General features: G+C 65.0%; 14 protein-coding genes. 1 reads left to right on the top strand and 13 read right to left on the bottom strand.

Features of this window, described 5'->3' with window-relative positions:
* Nucleotides 1–107: 107 nt before the first annotated feature.
* From ABIB26_RS04110 to ABIB26_RS04070, 9 genes are all read right to left on the bottom strand, one after another.
* Nucleotides 108–1,604, bottom strand: a complete 1,497-nt coding sequence (locus ABIB26_RS04110) for a glycosyltransferase (protein ID WP_354239815.1) — start codon at nucleotides 1,602–1,604, stop codon at nucleotides 108–110.
* Nucleotides 1,605–1,639: 35 nt separating this feature from the next.
* Nucleotides 1,640–3,358 (bottom strand): glycosyltransferase, encoded by a 1,719-nt coding sequence (locus ABIB26_RS04105; protein WP_354239813.1) that lies wholly within the window; start codon nucleotides 3,356–3,358, stop codon nucleotides 1,640–1,642.
* A 235-nt stretch (nucleotides 3,359–3,593) separates the two neighbouring features.
* Nucleotides 3,594–4,868 carry a UDP-N-acetyl-D-mannosamine dehydrogenase gene (gene wecC / locus ABIB26_RS04100; RefSeq protein WP_354239811.1) on the bottom strand — a complete coding sequence of 425 codons (1,275 nt, stop codon included), beginning with the start codon at nucleotides 4,866–4,868 and terminating at the stop codon, nucleotides 3,594–3,596.
* Nucleotides 4,855–6,777 carry a glycosyltransferase family protein gene (locus ABIB26_RS04095; RefSeq protein ID WP_354239810.1) on the bottom strand — a complete coding sequence of 641 codons (1,923 nt, stop codon included), beginning with the start codon at nucleotides 6,775–6,777 and terminating at the stop codon, nucleotides 4,855–4,857. Before ABIB26_RS04095 ends, wecC begins: the two co-directional genes overlap by 14 nt.
* Entirely contained in the window at nucleotides 6,777–7,505 is a 729-nt protein-coding gene (locus ABIB26_RS04090) for an ABC transporter ATP-binding protein (protein WP_354239808.1), read from the bottom strand. The genes ABIB26_RS04095 and ABIB26_RS04090 overlap by 1 nt, the downstream gene beginning before the upstream one ends.
* Nucleotides 7,506–7,650: 145 nt before the next feature.
* Complete coding sequence (locus ABIB26_RS04085) at nucleotides 7,651–8,538, bottom strand: ABC transporter permease (protein WP_354239806.1); 888 nt, start codon at nucleotides 8,536–8,538, stop codon at nucleotides 7,651–7,653.
* Entirely contained in the window at nucleotides 8,538–10,235 is a 1,698-nt protein-coding gene (locus tag ABIB26_RS04080; RefSeq protein WP_354239804.1) for a glycosyltransferase family 4 protein, read from the bottom strand. The genes ABIB26_RS04085 and ABIB26_RS04080 overlap by 1 nt, the downstream gene beginning before the upstream one ends.
* Nucleotides 10,236–10,300: 65 nt before the next feature.
* On the bottom strand, nucleotides 10,301–11,569 hold the full coding sequence (locus ABIB26_RS04075; protein ID WP_354239803.1) for a glycosyltransferase family 4 protein: 1,269 nt from the start codon (nucleotides 11,567–11,569) through the stop codon (nucleotides 10,301–10,303).
* 3 nt (nucleotides 11,570–11,572) lie between these two features.
* A complete protein-coding gene (locus ABIB26_RS04070; protein WP_354239801.1) occupies nucleotides 11,573–12,277 on the bottom strand; it encodes a hypothetical protein in 705 nt (234 codons plus the stop codon).
* A gap of 343 nt (nucleotides 12,278–12,620) precedes the next feature.
* Between ABIB26_RS04070 and ABIB26_RS04065 the strand changes: the two genes are divergently transcribed.
* Nucleotides 12,621–13,124, top strand: coding sequence for a DUF3515 domain-containing protein (locus tag ABIB26_RS04065; RefSeq protein WP_354239799.1), 504 nt, complete (start codon nucleotides 12,621–12,623; stop codon nucleotides 13,122–13,124).
* Nucleotides 13,125–13,168: 44 nt separating this feature from the next.
* Here ABIB26_RS04065 and ABIB26_RS04060 read toward each other — a convergent pair whose 3' ends face one another.
* From ABIB26_RS04060 to ABIB26_RS04045, 4 genes are all read right to left on the bottom strand, one after another.
* Nucleotides 13,169–14,227 (bottom strand): LCP family protein, encoded by a 1,059-nt coding sequence (locus ABIB26_RS04060; protein WP_354239797.1) that lies wholly within the window; start codon nucleotides 14,225–14,227, stop codon nucleotides 13,169–13,171.
* Between the two features lie 64 nt (nucleotides 14,228–14,291).
* Nucleotides 14,292–15,440: a D-alanine--D-alanine ligase family protein gene (locus tag ABIB26_RS04055; RefSeq protein WP_354239795.1), complete on the bottom strand. Its 1,149-nt coding sequence runs from the start codon at nucleotides 15,438–15,440 to the stop codon at nucleotides 14,292–14,294.
* Between the two features lie 2 nt (nucleotides 15,441–15,442).
* Complete coding sequence (locus ABIB26_RS04050) at nucleotides 15,443–16,495, bottom strand: NAD(P)H-dependent glycerol-3-phosphate dehydrogenase (RefSeq protein ID WP_354239793.1); 1,053 nt, start codon at nucleotides 16,493–16,495, stop codon at nucleotides 15,443–15,445.
* Nucleotides 16,492–17,319, bottom strand: a complete 828-nt coding sequence (locus tag ABIB26_RS04045; protein ID WP_354239792.1) for a lysophospholipid acyltransferase family protein — start codon at nucleotides 17,317–17,319, stop codon at nucleotides 16,492–16,494. The genes ABIB26_RS04050 and ABIB26_RS04045 overlap by 4 nt, the downstream gene beginning before the upstream one ends.
* Nucleotides 17,320–17,328 lie beyond the last annotated feature (9 nt).

Raw genomic sequence — 17,328 nt, 5'->3', positions numbered from 1 at the left:
TGAGGACCCGCGGTTCTGTTAGCGGCCGGATTTCAGAAAAATCCGTGCCACCAACAGAACCACGGGTCCTCTGCGGTTTCTGGCTCGTGAGACTGCCGCGAGTGAGGCTATCGCGGGACTGAATCCGCCATCTGGCCAAGTTTGCGGTCCACGGCCGACGACATCACAGTGGACCACTGCGAGGTCACTGAGTGGTCGTCAAAGCGCTCGGCAGTTTCCCTGGCGGCCTGCCGCATGGACTCCAGCTCGTCGGCCGAAAGGGAGCCTTGCCGGACGATCCGCTCGGCCAGGCCCTCGATGTCCCCCGCCTCGACCAAATATCCATTCACGCCGTCCACGATGATGTCAGCAGGTCCATAGGGCATGTCATAGGCGATCGGAATACAGCCGACGCTCATGGCCTCCAGGAGCACCAGCGGCAGACCTTCCATTCGACTGGTCAGGAGCACGAAGGACGCCTCCGACAGCCGTGCCCTCGGATCGTTGTCGAAGCCGCCGAGGTGGACGCTGTCATTCAAGCCAAGCTTGGAAATGAGTGCCGCCATTTGTTCCCGGACCGGGCCCTGTCCGTAAATGGTCACGTCAAATGGCCTGCCTGCCAGGGCATTTGCCTTCCCGATTCCCCTAATCGCGTGGTCCACGCGCTTGCGGGTTGTCAGACTTGCCAGCATCACCCCGCTGGTCTGGCAACGCCCGGCTGACGTTGGCAGGCTGTCCGGAAGCTCGGTGCTGTTGGGCACAACGAACGTGTTGCCAGGATTGCCGAAGGCCAAATCAACATCGTCCTTCTGGCGCTTGGTCAGCAGCACGATCCCGTCGTACGTATTCAACCGTTCAAAGACATAACGGCGTACGGAGCTCAGCTCCCCGTGCGGAGGAACCTGGCCGGATGCCATGTGCGAATTGTGCACGAGGTGCAGGGTCACCACATTGTCCCGCCGGAAACGCGTAATAAAATTGGCGGTGGACTTACTGTCCACAATCATGAATGTTTCCTGGGTGCCCACAACGGTGTCCAGCCAGAAAAGATACAGCGGCCACATCCTGTTCCAGGCCGCCACAGGTTCCCCGTTGTGGCCGCACAGGGTGATAAGCCGCCCGCCCTCGGTGCCATGTTCGTTGATGTCGCGCTGATCCGAGACGAAAAGACTCCCGTCGGCACGGAAGTAGTCGACCTGGAGCGTTTTGTCTCCTGCGGCATCGACGCGTATTTTGCGCCCCAGGGACCCCTCCGAAAGTTCCTTGGTATGAGGCTCATCGTCGGAGATTGGCGCAAAAGTTCCGTTAAGGTTCTTGTCGGCGCGGGCCACGGACAGCCCCTGGTCCGGCAGGGCGGCAAGTTCCTCCCAGAGGTTCCGGAGGCGCATACCCGGAACCAGTTCGCCGGCAACCTGCATCTCACAGCGCACATCATCGAGGGTGGTGTCATACTCGAAAGTGAGAATGTCCACGGGTACTCCGGCTTCGCGGACAAATGCCCGCGAACGCCGAAGGAGCGCGCTGGTCATCCCGCCGAAGTCCACGGGTATCCCCCAGGTGACGGCGCAATGGTACCCCGCCGGCATCTTTACCGGTGACTGGGTTTCGTTAATTGTTGAAGACATTTCTGGCTCGTATCTGTGGTTGTTCAAGTATCAGGTTAAGCGAAGCTGATGCTCATGTTGCCGTGCGCCGTTGCATACAGGCGCGGAGCAGCTTTCGCGTCCGCCAATGGCATCCGAGAAACGGTAATCGCTTCACCTAGCCGGGTTTCAAGGAATACGTCCACTGTGCGGCTTCCCATTGCGGAAAGGATCTCCGGCTCAAACGCGAATCTGACGGCATAAGTGTCCGGCGAGTCGTTAACGACTGTCCGTGCTGCCACTCGGAAAAACGCTTCGCCCGGCCTAAGCCGGAGCCTGCAAAAGAATGCCGGGATAATTTCCTGCCCGGAGGGCTGCTGCAGACCTAGCGTAAGCGTGGCCGCTACCTCCAGATCTCCGCCGGACCCGTACAAACACGCTGAATCTGCTATTTCTACGGCGTGCTCGATTTTTTGGTCCTGTTTCCGGGCGGCCGCCTCCTTCATGGCGTCCGCCCAGAGCCGGACAACCTTTCCATCCGAGAAGTCATCCGCCCTCTTCCGCGCGGCATCGCGCATCCGCTCCACGTCAGAGAGCGGCATCTCGACGAACTCGGCTATGCATGCCGCCAGCTTCTCGATATTTCCGTACTCCACAAGAAATCCGTCAACTCCATCAGTGATGACGGACGCGGGGCCGTACGGAAGGTCGTAAACGATAGGGATACACCCCGCCGCCATGCTCTCCACAATGACCAGAGGCAGGGCCTCCGAGGTGCTGGTCAGCAACGAAAACGACGCTTCCTTGAAATGGGACTGAGCCTTCGTGACGTGACCCATGAGCTGAACGTTGTCGGTTTCCTTGAGATCAACGATCAGCTCCTCCAACTGGACGCGCTGGGATCCCTCACCGAAAACTCTTAGCCCGACAGGGGCCTGGAGGAGGGAATTCGCGAGGTGGATGGCCCGGACAGAGTGGTCAACGCGCTTCCGGTGGCTGAGAGTCGCTGCCTGCATGCCTGTCCGCGCTTTTCGCGTGCCCATGGATTCCGGTGCAGATTCAAGGGACCTTCCGTTCGGAATGACGTAAGTGCTGCCAACGTCAGATTGCCTCTTGCGGACGTCGGTGGCCTGCTGCTCAGTGAGGAAGACTACGCCGTCGAAGGCGTCCAGCCGCGGGAACACTTCCTGAGCAGACGCGGTCATTTCGGAAGCGAAACCCGCGGTGGCGTCTTCCAGATGGCTTTCATGGACCTGGTAGAACACAACGGCGTTATCACGTTGGTAACTGGCCATGAAGCGAGCAGTATTCTTGTTGTCCACCACGAAGCACGCTTGTTCCCCTGCCACGACGAAGTCGAGCCAGGAACGATACAAACCCCACGAAGATCCCCACTCCTGAAGCGGAAGGCCTGCAGAATCACATAGCGTCAGCGCCCGCCCTCCGTGTACCCCCAACTGCTTCGCGTCGTGCCGGTCAGACAAGAGGAGCGAGCCGTCGACGCGGAAATAATCGACCTGCAACAGCGTCTTCCCATCGCCAGCGTAGCGCGCTAGACGCTTGTGCGGGCCCTCCAGTTCGACAAGGTTCGCTGCACTCTGGGTGGACAAGGGAGAGTACGCAGCAAAGGCGTCAGCCTCGGGGGCAGCGGTCTCAACTGACGGCGACCCGTCCAGTGCAGCCATCGCCGGGAGGTCTTCCCAGAGATTCAGGATGCGGGTGCCCTCCGAGAGGAAGCCCCGTTCCTTCAAGACGCCGCGGAGAACGGAGTAGTCCCGGAAGTCGTCGAAGGTCAAGATGTCAACGGGCGCTCCGCCTTCCGAAGCGAAGGACCGCGATCGGTGCAGCATGGCGTTCGTTCGTCCTGCGAAGTCTGCTGGCAGGCTCCAGGTCACGGAAAAATGCCTGCCGGCCGGAAGGAGCCTGGCGGTTGGATCAGAGTTCAAGATGTCCCATTTTCTTTTTCTGCAACGGAACTTTCCAGTTCACCATTGCGAGTCAGTTCCGATGTATTTTCAGCGCCAGATTTCTTCAGCGCCAGAAGCCGCGGGTATCGACAATCTGTTTGCCCTGCAGGGCGTCCGGCTCGATCTCCCGGAACTTGTCGTGATCGACCAGCAGCACCACCACGCCGGCGGCCTGAACCGCCGCATCCGTTTCCACGAGGCGGATGTTGGCAATCGCGGCCAGTTCCTGCGGCAGATGATCCGTGTGCGGTGCCGCAACCAGAATCTCGGCATCCGGGTGCTGCATGGCCACACGCCGGACGATCTCCACCGCCGGCGACTCGCGGACGTCGTCGATGTTGGCCTTGAAGGCCAGGCCGAGGCAGGCAATGACCGGGCGGCTGGCGCTGCCCACGGCCTTCCGGACCTGTTCGACGATGTAGCCGGGCTTGCTGTCGTTGACTTCCCGCGCGGTCCGGATCAGGACGGAATTCTCGGGATCGGCCGCCACGATGAACCACGGGTCCACCGCGATGCAGTGCCCGCCCACGCCGGGACCGGGCTGGAGGATGTTGACGCGGGGATGGTGGTTGGCCAGCCGGATGAGTTCCCAGACGTCGATGTCCAGCTTGTCGCTGATGACGGAGAGCTCATTCGCAAACGCGATGTTCACATCGCGGTAGGCGTTCTCCACGAGCTTGGACATCTCCGCCGTTGCAGCGTCCGTCAGGTGGATCTCACCCTGGCAGAACACCGCGTAGAGCGCCGCGGCAGCCTCGGCAGCCTCGGGCGTGAGGCCGCCCACCACGCGGTCGTTGGTGACCAGCTCAATCATGATCCGGCCAGGCAGCACCCGCTCGGGGCAGTGTGCCACCAGGAGCACCGGCTTGCCGTCCTGGCCATCGAGGCTGAGGTCAGGGCGCAGTCCCAGAATCAGCTCGGCGAGCTGGCGCGTGCTCCCGGGGGGCGACGTCGATTCCAGGATCACCAGTTCGCCGCCACTCAGCGTGGGGGCGATGGCGCGCGCCGCCGCGGCGATGTAGGACATATCCGCGGACTTGTCCGCCTTGAACGGCGTCGGCACCGCCACGATGTAGGCATCCGCGCTGGGGGTCTCGAGCTGGGCCCGCAGCCTGCCCTGGCTGACCGCGCCCGCGACGTGGATGCTCAAGTCCGGTTCCACAAACGGCACGTCGCCGTTGTTGATGGCGGCCACGGTGCCCGGATTGACGTCGACGCCGATCACCTCGAGTCCGTTGGTGGCCAGGATGGCCGCCGTGGGCAGTCCTATGTAGCCGAGTCCGACGACGGCCACCGTCCTGATCGGGGCCTCCGTCGCCAGAGTGCTAGATGTCAACATGTTCAGATAACTTTCCATAGAATTTGAGCTCGCCGGAGGCGAGCAGTTCCGCATCCTCGACCTGCCAGGTGTGTCCGTCCCCGGTGCGTACCTGGAAGTAGTTAAAGCGGTCCGCCGAGTAGATGATCCGGCCGGCGGCATGGGCGGCCCGGAGAAATCCGGTGTCCTCGCCCACGGCGACATGCTGGAAGGGATGGTCGGTGAAGACCTCCCGGCGGGCCATGATGGTCGGCCCCATCACGAAGTCGGTAAAGCGGTGCTCCCTGACCGCGAACCGCAGGATCGCGGCGTTCGAGGTCTCAAGGTGCATGTAGTGCGCCTGCTTCCCCACGACGTCGGCGCCTGAGTAGGACAACGCGTGCAGCTGGTCGCTGAGGTAGTGCGGCCCGTAGTGGTCGTCGTCGTCCATCTTGGTGAGCACCTCCCCGCTGGCCGCGGCGACGCACCTGTTCAGGCACTCCCCCAGCGAGATTTCCCGCGGGGCATGGAGGAGCACCACGTTCCGGAGCCCGGACTCGTCGCAGAGTTCTGCCAAGCGTTCCTTGGAGAGCCGGAAACCGTGGGTGAGCAGCACCAGCTCGGGGTCTACGCCGCGCTGACCGGCCAGGGTGCGGAAGACGCGTTCCAGGTTCTGCGGCCTGATGGTGGGCAGCAGCACCGAGACTGGCGGCCGCGTGAGGCCCGTGGCACTTCCCGGCACGGCGTGTTGCAGCACCGTCTCCGCCCGGTGGGCGTAGGTGTGGGCCGCCCAGATGGCGCGTTGGGCCAGGTGCGCCGTGCGGTCGTTCAGCTCCGGGTTGGCAACCAGGGCCCGGGTCAGGTGCTCGGCTTCCTTGCGGGTGGCGGCTACGGGCACCGCTGCCGGCGTGAAGAACTGTCCCATCGCCTGGCTGGGCGCCGTGACCACCGGTGTCCCGGACGCGGAGATCTCAAAGATCCGCCGGGCGCACATGCTGGGCGAGTCAACCACCGAGTTGACGTTGAGGAAAACCTTGTACGCCTTGTAGGCGGACAGCGTCTGGGCATAGCTGAGCGAACCAACCACGCGAGAATCCAGCGGCGCGGGGAACTGGTACTCGGCGTTGCCGCCCAGCTGGCGCGAGAATATTTCCAGGCCCGTCCCCATCCGGGCGGACGCGTCCAGCGCGCCGCCCAGGAGCAGGTCCATCTGGGCCCGGCGCTCGGGATATTTATGGGCGAAGTACATTCCCGCAAAGGCGACGTCCCTCTTGTGCCGGCCATGTGCCGGCCGGACCGGGTTGTGAATGGCCGGCTGGGCCGCGAACGGAAGCACAGCGACGCGTTCATGCCCCAGATCGGCTGTGTACTGCGCGATGCGGCCGGAATCGGAGGTGAAGACCTGGTCAAACAGCCGGGCGGCCGGCAGGAAGTCGTCATAGTGCGGCGGGTCTTCCTTGTTCCAGAAAACCGTGGGGATCCCCTGCTCCCGGCACCACTGGACCAGCTCGCGGAATTCCTTGCTGGGCCCGCCGGGACCGGTCAGCTTGCCGCGCCACAGGCCGCCGTTTCCGGCCCAGGCCGACTCGACAAACAGGAGGTCAACTGCCCCAGAGGCAAGGTCACCGGTTGTCAGGTCGCTGCGCCAGGTGTGCGGATGGACGGGGCTGGTTGCCCACTCGTAGCCGAAGGCCAGCGCCGAAAAGTCGTCCAGGATCACGGCAGCACGGATGTCCGGCCGGGTGGGCTGCTGTGGCGGCAGGCTCGCCGGCATCAGCGAGAGCCGCCGCTTGCGCCCGCGGCCGGTCCAGGCCGCTTCCACGCCCTGCACGTTGCGCGGTGCGGCGAAGCCCTGTTCGATCCGCTGGCGGGAACGCCACGAATTGAACTGCGCAGGCCCACCCCTGCGCAGATGCCACAGCCCCGTCCGGAGCTCCCGGAGACCCGCCATCAGCCTCGGCTCCGGCGTGAGGACCGCCCGCGGACCTCGGTGGCCACGAGCTCCGCTTTGGCATCGTCGAGGATCTTGGCGGCTGAAATATTGTTGCCCTTGGAAAGGTGACGGGTGAACTCCTGATAAGCCTTGACGGCTACGTCCGTGTCCCCGTCCATGATCAGATCGCCCTTGTCCAGCCAGACAACCCGCGTGCACATGTCTTTGATGGTGTCCAGGCTGTGGCTGACCACGAAGACACAGCCCGCCTGCTCGCGGAGCTCATCCATCCGCAGCTTGCTGCGGTCGCCAAACTGGGCGTCACCGGTGTTGAGTGCCTCATCCACCAGGAGAATCTCGGGATCAACGCTCGCCGCAATGGCAAACCTGAGGCGCGAAGCCATGCCGGAGGAATAGGACTTCATCGGCAGGTGGATGGACTTCTCAAGTCCGGACAGTTCCACGATGCTGCTGAACTTTTCGTCCACCTCGGCCCGGCTCATTCCCATGGCCAGGCACCCGAGGATCACGTTCTGGTCACCGGAGAGGTCCTGGACCAGGGCTGCGTTGACGCCGAGCATGATGGGGGTGCTGGAGGCATACACGGCCCCCGACGTCGGCTTGGACTGGCCGCTGATGATCTTCACCAGCGTGCTCTTTCCGGAGCCGTTCCTCCCGATGATCCCCACCGACTCGCCGCGTTCCACTACGAGGGAGAGCTCGTTGAGGGCGTGGACGGTCACCATGTTGGGCTTCCGTACCGCCCTGCGAAAAAGGCGGGGTGCTGAGCGGTCAGCGCCAGGATCCGAAGCCGCGGTGGAGGCAACGCGATAACGCATCCGCACGCTGTCCACCACCACACAGGGATGACCTTCGATGAAAAGTTCCCGTTCACCCTCGTCCATAGGATTCCTCCCCTTTCCAAAAATAGACCAGGCCGACGGCGAGCGCGCCCAGGGCCCAGGCGGCAAGAGTGGCCCAGGACTGCCACTGCGGTACCCGGGCATACAGCACGCAGTCACGGATGATGTCGATCACGTTAAACAAGGGATTGAGCTTGATCACGGCAAGAATTTCGGGGTGGGTGATGAAGCGGTCATACGTGTAGAAGATGGCCGAGCCGTACATCCAGGCCCGGAGCATGAAGGGAAGCAGGTGGGTGACGTCGTGGACGCGGGAGATGATGCGGGCCAGGATGAGCCCCACCCCAAGGTTGAAAAGTGACTGCAGGAGAATGGCCGGTACTACCAGGATCCACAGCCAGGTGATTTGCTCGCCGGGGGGCAGCACCACCACGATCAGCAGCATCGCCAGGATGAGCGGCACGGCAGACAACAGCTCGCGCACATTGGCACCGATGGGCAGCGCCGCCCGCGGAAAGTTGAATGCCTGCACCACGGACTTGTTGCTGCGGATGGAGCGCGCGCCGGAGGTGATGGCACCGGAGCTGAACTGGAAGACGAAGATCCCCACCACCAGGTAGCCCACGAAATTCTCGATGCCCCGGCTGGTTTTCAGCAGCAGCCCGAAGATCAGGTAATAGGTCAGGCCATTGAAGATGGGGTTCAGCAGCAGCCAGGCGCTGCCGAGGCGGTCCCGGCGCGTACCGCTTTGGACGCGGGCACGGGCATCGTAAAAAATAAACTGCCGGAAGTCCCAGAGCTGGACAAGATAGTCCAGGAAACTTGGCCGCGAACCGACACGGGTCAGCCGCCGCATATCCACGGAGAGGGGCTGTACGGCCACCGGCTCCGGGTCAATTGCACTATCTGCGGACACTACTGGTTCTCCTCATGTTCATGGTGCAGCTCGGCGTAACGTGTGGCCAGGGCGTTGGCATTGGCCGCCCAGGTCCTCTCGGCTAGAACTGCAGCCCGCCCAGTTTGCCCCATCGATGCCCTACGGCTCCCATTGGAGAGCAGCGCCGAGATCGTGTTGGCAAGTTCGCCCGGGGACGCGGCAGGGACCAGAAGCCCGTTACCGCCGTCGTCTATTATCTCCCGAAGTGCGGGCAGGTCTGTGCCAACCACCGGCCGGGCACTCGCCAGCGCCTCCACCGGCTTGAGTGGAGTTACCGCACGGGTCACGTCCAGGTCCTTGCGTGGGACCACGAAAACGTCCAGGGACTGGTGATAGAGCGGGGTCAGATCCCGCGGTACCCGCCCGGTGAAAATTGCCCTGTCAGCCAGGCCCAGGCCGCGGACCTGCTCCTTCAGCGCGGGGCAGGCCACGCCGTCGCCCACGATCAGCAGGCGCAGCTGTGGGAATTCCGGCGCCAGTAGCGCGAAGGCCCGGACCAGGTCATCCAGGCCCTCATACTCGACCAGGCTGCTGACCGTGCCGATGTAGAGTCCGTCCTCCGGCAGCCCCAGCTCGCGGCGCGCGCTGGTGGTATCCAGCGGCTCCTCGAGGAAGGCTCCGCCGACGGCGTTCGGGGCGATGAGGATCTTCTCCCCGGGGATGCCTGCCGCGACGATGTTGGCCTTCATGGCATGCCCCAGCGTCACCACCAGGCTGGCGTCCCGCATGACGTCGGTTTCCCGTTCCTGGAAGAGCCGGTACTTTTCGCTTTCCTGGGCCTCAGGTCCCCGCGTGGCTGCCCAGGTGTCCGCCAACTGGCCGCGCACCTCGTACACCCAGGGGATGCCCAGGGCCCCGGCCACCGCCCTGGCCACCATTCCGTTGACGAAGTGCGTGGTGGTGTGGAGGACGCTGGGTTTGAATTCCAGCGCCACGGCCAGCAATTCCTCGGCCTGTTGCTGCAGGCGTACATCCATGGTGGGCGCCAGCCGCGCCGGAAGGAGACGCCGGTACTCCACCCCGTCCACCGCGTCGCTGGCGTGTGCCAGGAGCTTGCCCACCTGCACCGGATACCCCAGCCGGGTGACCGCGAGAACTTTCCAGCCCGCTTGCTGCTGGGCCGCCATGATGGAGTGGGACCGCTGCGCGTAGCCGCTGGCGGTGTGGGGCAGGGAATTCGTCAGCAGGTGCAGGACGCGGCCTGGAACCGGGGTGAACTCCTGCGGGGCCAGCAAGGGTGCCGCGCCGGTGTACAACGCCGCCTCGCCGGCAAGCCGTGCCTGCTGCCGCCGTCCTGCCCGGCCGGAGCCCTCGAGGACCGCGACGGCCCCGCTGAGGTTGCCGTCATGCCACAGCCTGCGCGCCAGGGCCGACTTGAACCCGCGCGCCTGCCGTGCGCCGGCCAGCAGGAGGTCCGCGAGCTCCGGACGGTTGGCGGCCAGCGCGATGTCCGCCAGCTTCCTCGACTTGTCCGCCGTGAGGTTCTGGTCTGTGACGTTCCGGTCTGCGGCGAGCCGGAGACGGCGCGCGACGTCGGCGTCGTCCCCGAGCAGGAGCGCTGCGAGCAGCACGGGCACAGCCACGGAATTTTTTGCTGCCACGGCACAGGTGAGGCGGGCAAGCGGGCGGATGACCGCGGGCGGGAGCCGGCGGGACAGCTGGAGGAAAAGCACCATCGGATCGTCCGTGAGGTGTTGTCCCGCAGTGTGTGCGGCGAGCCGCGAATTTTTAAAGACTTGGATCATCGTGTGGTTACGGGCGCCTTGGCCAGGACTTGCTCGATGAGCTCCATGTAGCGGCCGGCCAGCTGCCCATACTCGGCGTGCGATTTGACCCACTGCCGGCTGTCACCGTTGCGGACCAGCCGGCCACGGTCGGCGGCAAGGTCACGCCACAAAGCGGCCAGGACCTCTGGATCGCTGGCCACGATGTCCCCCGCCTCGGCGTCGGCGATGATTCGTGCCGCCTCGCCGCGCACCATGGCGGTCACGTGGCGGCCCACGGCCAGGACCTCATAGGTCTTGGAGGGAACGGTGGTTTCGAAGGATTTCCAGTCATCGCGGAGGGTGACGAGGCAGGTGTCCGCGGAAGCGTAGCGCTGCATCATGGCCTCGCCGTGAAGCGGCGCGTGGAAGGTCACCGGCGCCTTCAACTCGCGGGCGAGCTTCTCCAGCGCCGGGCGCTGGGTCCCGTGACCCACCATGTGCAGGTGCATCGAGTCACCCACCAGCGCACTGGCCCGGATAGCAACATCAAGCCGTTGGCTCTCGCCATGGTTTCCAAGGTACAGGGCCTCGAAGACGGGCCGTTCCATTTCGGGAGCATCCATCACCGGGATGGCGTCCAGGTGCAGCCCGTTGCTGACGGTCGCCACCTGGCGGATCCCGCGGGCACGCAGCGTGTCAGCGAAACCCTCGGTCACCGTCACCACGAGGTCCGCCCGCTGCTGCACGAACTCCACCACGTGTTCAATGACGCTCTTGACCTGTCCCTGGACCAGGCGGGCGTCCCGGGCGAGGTCCGGCCAGGCGTCGCGCATTTCCACGATCAGCGGTACCCCGCGCAGCTTGGCCAGGATGTAGCCGGCGGCGAGGGACGGCAGGGCCGGCGCGGTGACAATCACGACGTCGGGCTTCTTCAGGAGCATCCCGGCGGGAATCGAGAGCGCTGCCGAAAAGCACTGGTCCACCAGGCGGGCTACGCGTGAGTTGCCGTGCCGGAGGTAGGGCACCCGGAGGACCTTCTCGGTGAATTGTCCCTTCTGCAGCTGGAACGGCTGGCCCGCCAGCTTCCGTGGCAACGCCCGACGGCCAAAGGGATAGTGCGCAACCGGCGCCACGACGTCGACGTCCCAGCCGGAGCGGGAAAATTCCTTGACCATCGCCGTCCAACGGCGCTGGGGCGGGCTCTGCTCCGGCCAGTAGGAGTGGGTCAGCAGGGTGATCCGTACCGTGGGGGTATAGGTTCCAGTGCGGGCAGGTTCATTCCCGGCGTCAGCTCGTGTAGCCATTGCTTACTTGCTGGGCTTAGTGGCAATGCTGGGGCTCTTGCCAGCGAGGAAACGGAAGTAGAGAAGGCCGGCACCCAGCAGAATCAGCACGGTGATCAGCTGGACCACCAGCGGGCTGCCGGTTGCGACAGCCACGGCGGCCTGGATTTCGGACTTCATCACGGCAGGCGGTTGCGCGACGGCGGCAATCGCCGCATGTGCCTTTGCCAGTTCGGGCACGGGCGCGGGCGCAGGTGCGGGCTCCTCGGTGGGTGGTGCTTCGACGGTACTTTCGTCCACTCCGGCGGGCACAACTTCCGGCAGCACAACTGCCGGCGGCGCGAGCGCAGGCGCAAAGGAGGGCGGGGCGACGACGCCGGTGGCGGCGGGCGACGCGGGAGGGGCCGGCGGCTCCGGCGGCGCGACCGGAGGACTGACGGCGGGCGGCACCTCGGCGGCGGGCGGCACGACGACGGGAGGCGGCACCTCGGCGATGGGCGGCTCGGGGGTGGGCGGCACGGCGGTGGGCGGGACGGCGGTGGGCGGCACCACGACGGGAGGAACCTCTGCGATCGGGGGCGTCGATGGACTCGGCGACGGAGAACTCGGCGACGGAGAGGCCGTGACCGTTACAGTCACCAACTCATCAGCGTGCGCGGCGGTTGCGGGTCCGGCAAGGGCCAAACCCATGGCCAGCGCCAGCATTCCGGCCCGTGCTGAATTGGCCATGTGGCATCGTACAGTCATAGCTAGTGCCTCCCCCTTGGGTGCGAGATTTTCCCAACCGTGCCTATGTTTCCGGCCAGAACTGGCCTCGCTGTCGGCAGTGCCCCAGAATACACGATCCCTCCATTCTACGGGAAGGCACCAAGCGCGCCAGCCAAGGCCGTCCGGAAAGGGATCCCGGGGTGCCCCGGCGGGGTGCCCGGCGCGTCGGGACGGAGTGCCGGAGAGCGCGCCCGGGGCGTCGGGACGGCGCGTCGCGGCGGGGTGCCCGGCGCGTCGGAACGGGCCTCCGGAGAGCGCCCCCGGCGCGACGATTCAGCGCACCGAGCCGGGATAGGCTGGAATAATGCACCAGTTCCGCGCCCCGGTTTCCGCACGCCTGCTTCGACTTCTGGCGATCGCCACAGCCTCCGCAGCGGTCCTTACGGCGTGTTCTCCCGCCGTGGACGTTACCCCGGCGAAGGACAGCGCAAACGCCGCCTGCGCCCCCATGATGGTGGCCCTGCCTGATGCCCTGGGCGAGGCCAAACTTCGCAAGACGAACAGCCAGGCAACGGCTGCCTGGGGGGATCCGTCACTGGTAATCCTGCGCTGTGGTGTCAACGTCCCAGGACCCACAACGGACCGCTGCGTAACGGTGAACGGCGTCGACTGGGTCATCAAGGAAGGCAGCCCGGTGTGGACCTTGACAACGTTCGGGCGCGAACCGGCCACTGAAATCCTGATGGACCCGGACAAGATCAGTTCGGCCACCGTCCTGGCCGACCTTTCCGCCTCCGCCTCGAAGATCAAGGCGACCCGGGGCTGCGTCGGCCAGGAAGAGCTCCAGAACCTGCCGCCCGGCAAGTAGGGCCGGGCGCCTACCGGGCCGGTCCGGGGCCGGTCCAGGAAGCACTACGGCTTAGAAGCAACGGCGGACTGTTGCAGATAGGTACGGAGGGTGTCGTTCTTCAGAGCGTCCCCGATATCAGCAATCGCCGCGTCATCGCGGAGGACAATGGACTGGCCGTCGGCCGAAGTCCCGATACCCAGTGTGGTCAGAGTGAAACTGCTGACATCGGACGCTCTGACATCCCGTAGCCCCACCGCGAGGGCCGCCACCTTTCCGGCGTCCAGGGATGCGTCCACACTGACATACGGCGAGACGGTGTCCACCAGTTTGCTGATCGTCACGGGATTGGAGAGCGTTTCGGCCGTGAGGAACCGGGACAAGATGGCCTTCAGGAACACCTGCTGGTTCTTGACCCGCTGGTAGTCACCGTCGCTGAATGCCTTGCGTTCGCGGACGAAGGCCAGCGCCTGCTCCCCCGTCAGCTCCTGTTTGCCGGCAGGGAAGGCGAACTGCTGGGTGTTGAACGCTTTAGGGACATTCACGTCGACGCCGCCCAGGGCGTCGGTCATGGCTTTGAAGCCCTCGAAGTCGATGATGGCAACGTTGTCCAGCCGGGTATCGAACATGTTTTCCAGGGTCTGCACCGTCAGGGGGATGCCGCCGAAGGCCATCGCGGAGTTAATCTTGGACTCCCCGTGGCCGGGAACATCAACCCAGGTGTCGCGCATAATGGACATGATGTAGATGTTCTTCCGGTCCGCCGGAATGTGGACCCACATCATGGCGTCTGACCGCTGGTCGGTCGGAGCGCCGGCACCGGCCTCATCCACGCCTGCCGCACGGCTGTCGCTTCCGAGCAGCAGCATATTGGTGGCGCCTTCTGCCCCGGCCTTGTCCGGCCGAGTCGATTCGTCGGGGAACACGTTCTCGATCTTCTGCGCCTTGGAATCAAAACTCTGGGCGAGGTTGAAGGCGAACACCCCGGCCACGGCGCCGACGACGAGGAAGAACGCTACGAAGCCCAGCAGCAAGTTGCGGCCAGTGTGCCGTTTCCGGTCCCTCCGCCGCCGCCGCGGCCGGCGGCTGTCGTCTGAAGTCTGCTGCTCGGTTTCAAAACTCATGTGTTCTTTCCCAAAAAGTGTGTTCTTTCCCAACAGTGTGGATCCGGAGGACAAAAAAGCCGTGCTAGCGCAGCCCGGTCTTACGGTGCAGGGCAAGGTAGATCAGCTCGTCGATCAGCTCCGCGTAACTTAGGCCCGAGGCCTTCCACATCTGCGGGTACATGCTCTTGGGCGTGAACCCCGGCATCGTGTTGATCTCGTTGATGATCAACTCGCCGTCAGGGGTGTAGAAGAAGTCGACCCGGCTCAGTCCTTCGGCTCCGACGGCGTCGAACGCGACGGCGGCCAGCTCGCGGACCCGGGTGATGGCCTCTTCGGGGAGGTCGGCCGGGCAACTCAGCGCGGCGGCGTCGTCCTCCACGTATTTGGCGTTGAAGTCGTAGAACTCGTGTCCGCCGCCGGCGACGGAGATCTCCCCGGGCATCGACGCGCGCGGAGCGTCGGTTCCCCGGCCCTCCAGCACGGCGCATTCGATCTCGCGGCCCACGATGCCGGCCTCGATGACGAGCTTCGGATCATGCTTGCGGGCCTCCTGGATGGCGGCGTCGAGCCCCTCGAGGGAGTCCACCTTGGAGATGCCCATGGAGGATCCTGCCCGGGCCGGCTTGACGAACACCGGGAAGCCGAGCTGGTCCACGCGCTTGCGGACCTTCTCCGGGTCGTTGCGCCACTGCCGGTCTGTGACGGCGATGTACGGCCCCACTTGGAGCCCGGCGGATTCGAACACCACCTTCATGAAATGCTTGTCCATGCCGACGGCGGAGGCCAGCACGCCTGCGCCGACATAACGGGTGTCGGACAGCTCAAGAAGGCCCTGGATGGTGCCGTCCTCGCCGAACGGCCCGTGCAGCAGCGGGAAGACGACGTCCACAGAACCCAGCTCCTGCGGGACCTCGTTCGGGGAGGCCACGATCAGCTGGTGTTCGCCACCGATCTCGGCCAGCGCCACGGTCTGCTCCGAGGGAGCGACCTCCGGCAGCGAGGACGCCGATAGCGACCACTCGCGCGTGTCGCCGGAAACCAGCACCCATTGGCCGGTCTTGGCGATGCCGATGGGGATGACCTCGTACTTGGTCTGGTCAATGGCCCCGAGGACCCCCGCCGCGGTCACGCAGCTCACCGCGTGTTCGCTGGAGCGGCCGCCGAACAGCACCGCCACCCGGGGCCTGGACCGGACTGGACGGCCCGCTGTGCTCACGTTATCTTCGGACACTCTCAGTAATCGCCTTCGGGTTTCAGGTCCCGGGACAGCAGCAGCGGTCCCAGTTCGTCGATGGACAGATTTCCGGCCAGCACAGCGACGACGGCAGCGGTGATGGGCATCTCGACGCCGAGCTTTCCGGCCAGTTCGTGAACGGCCAGGCTGGACTTGATGCCCTCAGCCGTTTGATTCATTTCAGCGGTGACCTGCTCGAGGGTGAGGCCCTTGCCCAGCAGCCGCCCGGCGGTGTGGTTCCGGGACAGCGGGGAGGAGCATGTGGCCACGAGGTCGCCCAGACCCGCCAGCCCGGCCATGGTCCGCGCCTCGCCGCCCAGGGCGAGTGTCAGGCGGGAGGTCTCCGCAAGGCCGCGGGTGATGACGGAGGCCTTGGTGTTGTCCCCCATCCGCTTGCCTTCGCAGATTCCGACGGCCAGGGCAATGACGTTCTTGACGATGCCGCCGATTTCGACGCCGATCACATCGGTGGTGGTGTACGGGCGGAAGTAGGGCGCCGTGCAGCTGCGGGCGATCCAGCCGGCTGCCTCGGAGTCGGAGCACGCAACGACGGAGGCTGTGGGCTCCTCGCGCGCGATCTCCATGGCCAGATTGGGGCCAGAGACCACGGCCACCCGTTCGGCGGGAATCCCCAGCTCCGCGCAGATGACCTCGCTCATGCGCGCGTCGGAGTGCAGCTCGAGGCCCTTCATGAGGGACACCACGAATGCGCCCGGCGGCACGAGGTTCTTCCATTCGCGCAGCTGCGGCCGCAGGGTCTGGGCCGGAACGGCGAGAATGACCAGCTCGGCGCCGTCGAGGACCTCTGCGACGTCGGCCGATGCGCTGATGCTGGGCGGAAGGACGATGTCCTTGAGGTACTGCTCATTCCGGTGCTTGAGGTTGATTTGGTCCACGACTTCGGCGCGCCGGCCCCACAGCCGGATCCTGCGTTCGACGCCGGAAGCGCTGGCTGCGTCGGCGACGATCTTCGCGAAGGTGGTTCCCCACGAGCCTGCCCCGAGGACGGCTACGGTGCTGGCGGATGTTGCTCGTTCAAGATTGACCGTCATGCGGTGCTATCCCCAATATTCTCGTTTGACGCGCCGCCGTCGGACGCTTTAGCGGATCCGCCGGTGGCCGTGCCTGGACCGTTCTCGCCACGTTCGATGAAGCGGCCGTGCGCTGACTGGTTGTGTACCGAAGGATCCCAGCGTACCGCCGGCGGCTTTTCGCCGCGCAGTGTGACGAGGAGCCCCGTGATGGCCTCCATAATGACATTTGTTGCCTCGGTGAGCGTCGCCTTGTCCAACGGGCGTCCGGCGAAGGCACTGAGGTCCACGGGTTCACCGACGATCAGGCGCGAGGTCTTCCTCGGGAAGATGTGGAGCCGCTTGGCGTAGCGGGGAAAGACCTCGTGGGCTCCCCAGTGGGCGATCGGCACCACGGGGATGCCGCTCTCAAGCGCCATCCGGGCCGCGCCCGTGTGGCCCCTCATCGGCCACAGCGCCGGATCCCGGGTCAGCGTGCCCTCGGGGTAGATGACGATGGCACCGCCCTCGTCAACTACCTCCCTGGCGATCTGCAGCGATCGGTTGGCGCCCGACGTCGAGCGTTCCACCGGAATCTGCTTGGTGGCCCGCAGCACCGCTCCCACGACCGGGACCTTGAACAATCCTGCCTTGGCCAGGAAGTGCGGCATCCGTTTCTGGTTGTAGAGCATGTGCCCGACCACGAGGGGATCGATTTCGGTGCAGTGATTGGGCGCTGCGATGAAGCCGCCTGCCGGCAGCTTCTCGAGGCCCTGCCATTTCTTCCGCATCAGGAGGTTCATCGCGGGCCGGACGATGCCGGCCACAATGACAAAGGTGATGTGGCTCTTCGCCGGTTCCTTCACAGGTCCCAG

Source organism: Arthrobacter sp. UYEF20 (assembly GCF_040546335.1).
GTDB lineage: Bacteria > Actinomycetota > Actinomycetes > Actinomycetales > Micrococcaceae > Arthrobacter.
Note: the sequence above shows the minus strand (reverse complement) of the source record. Positions and strands in the feature narration are given on the sequence as shown.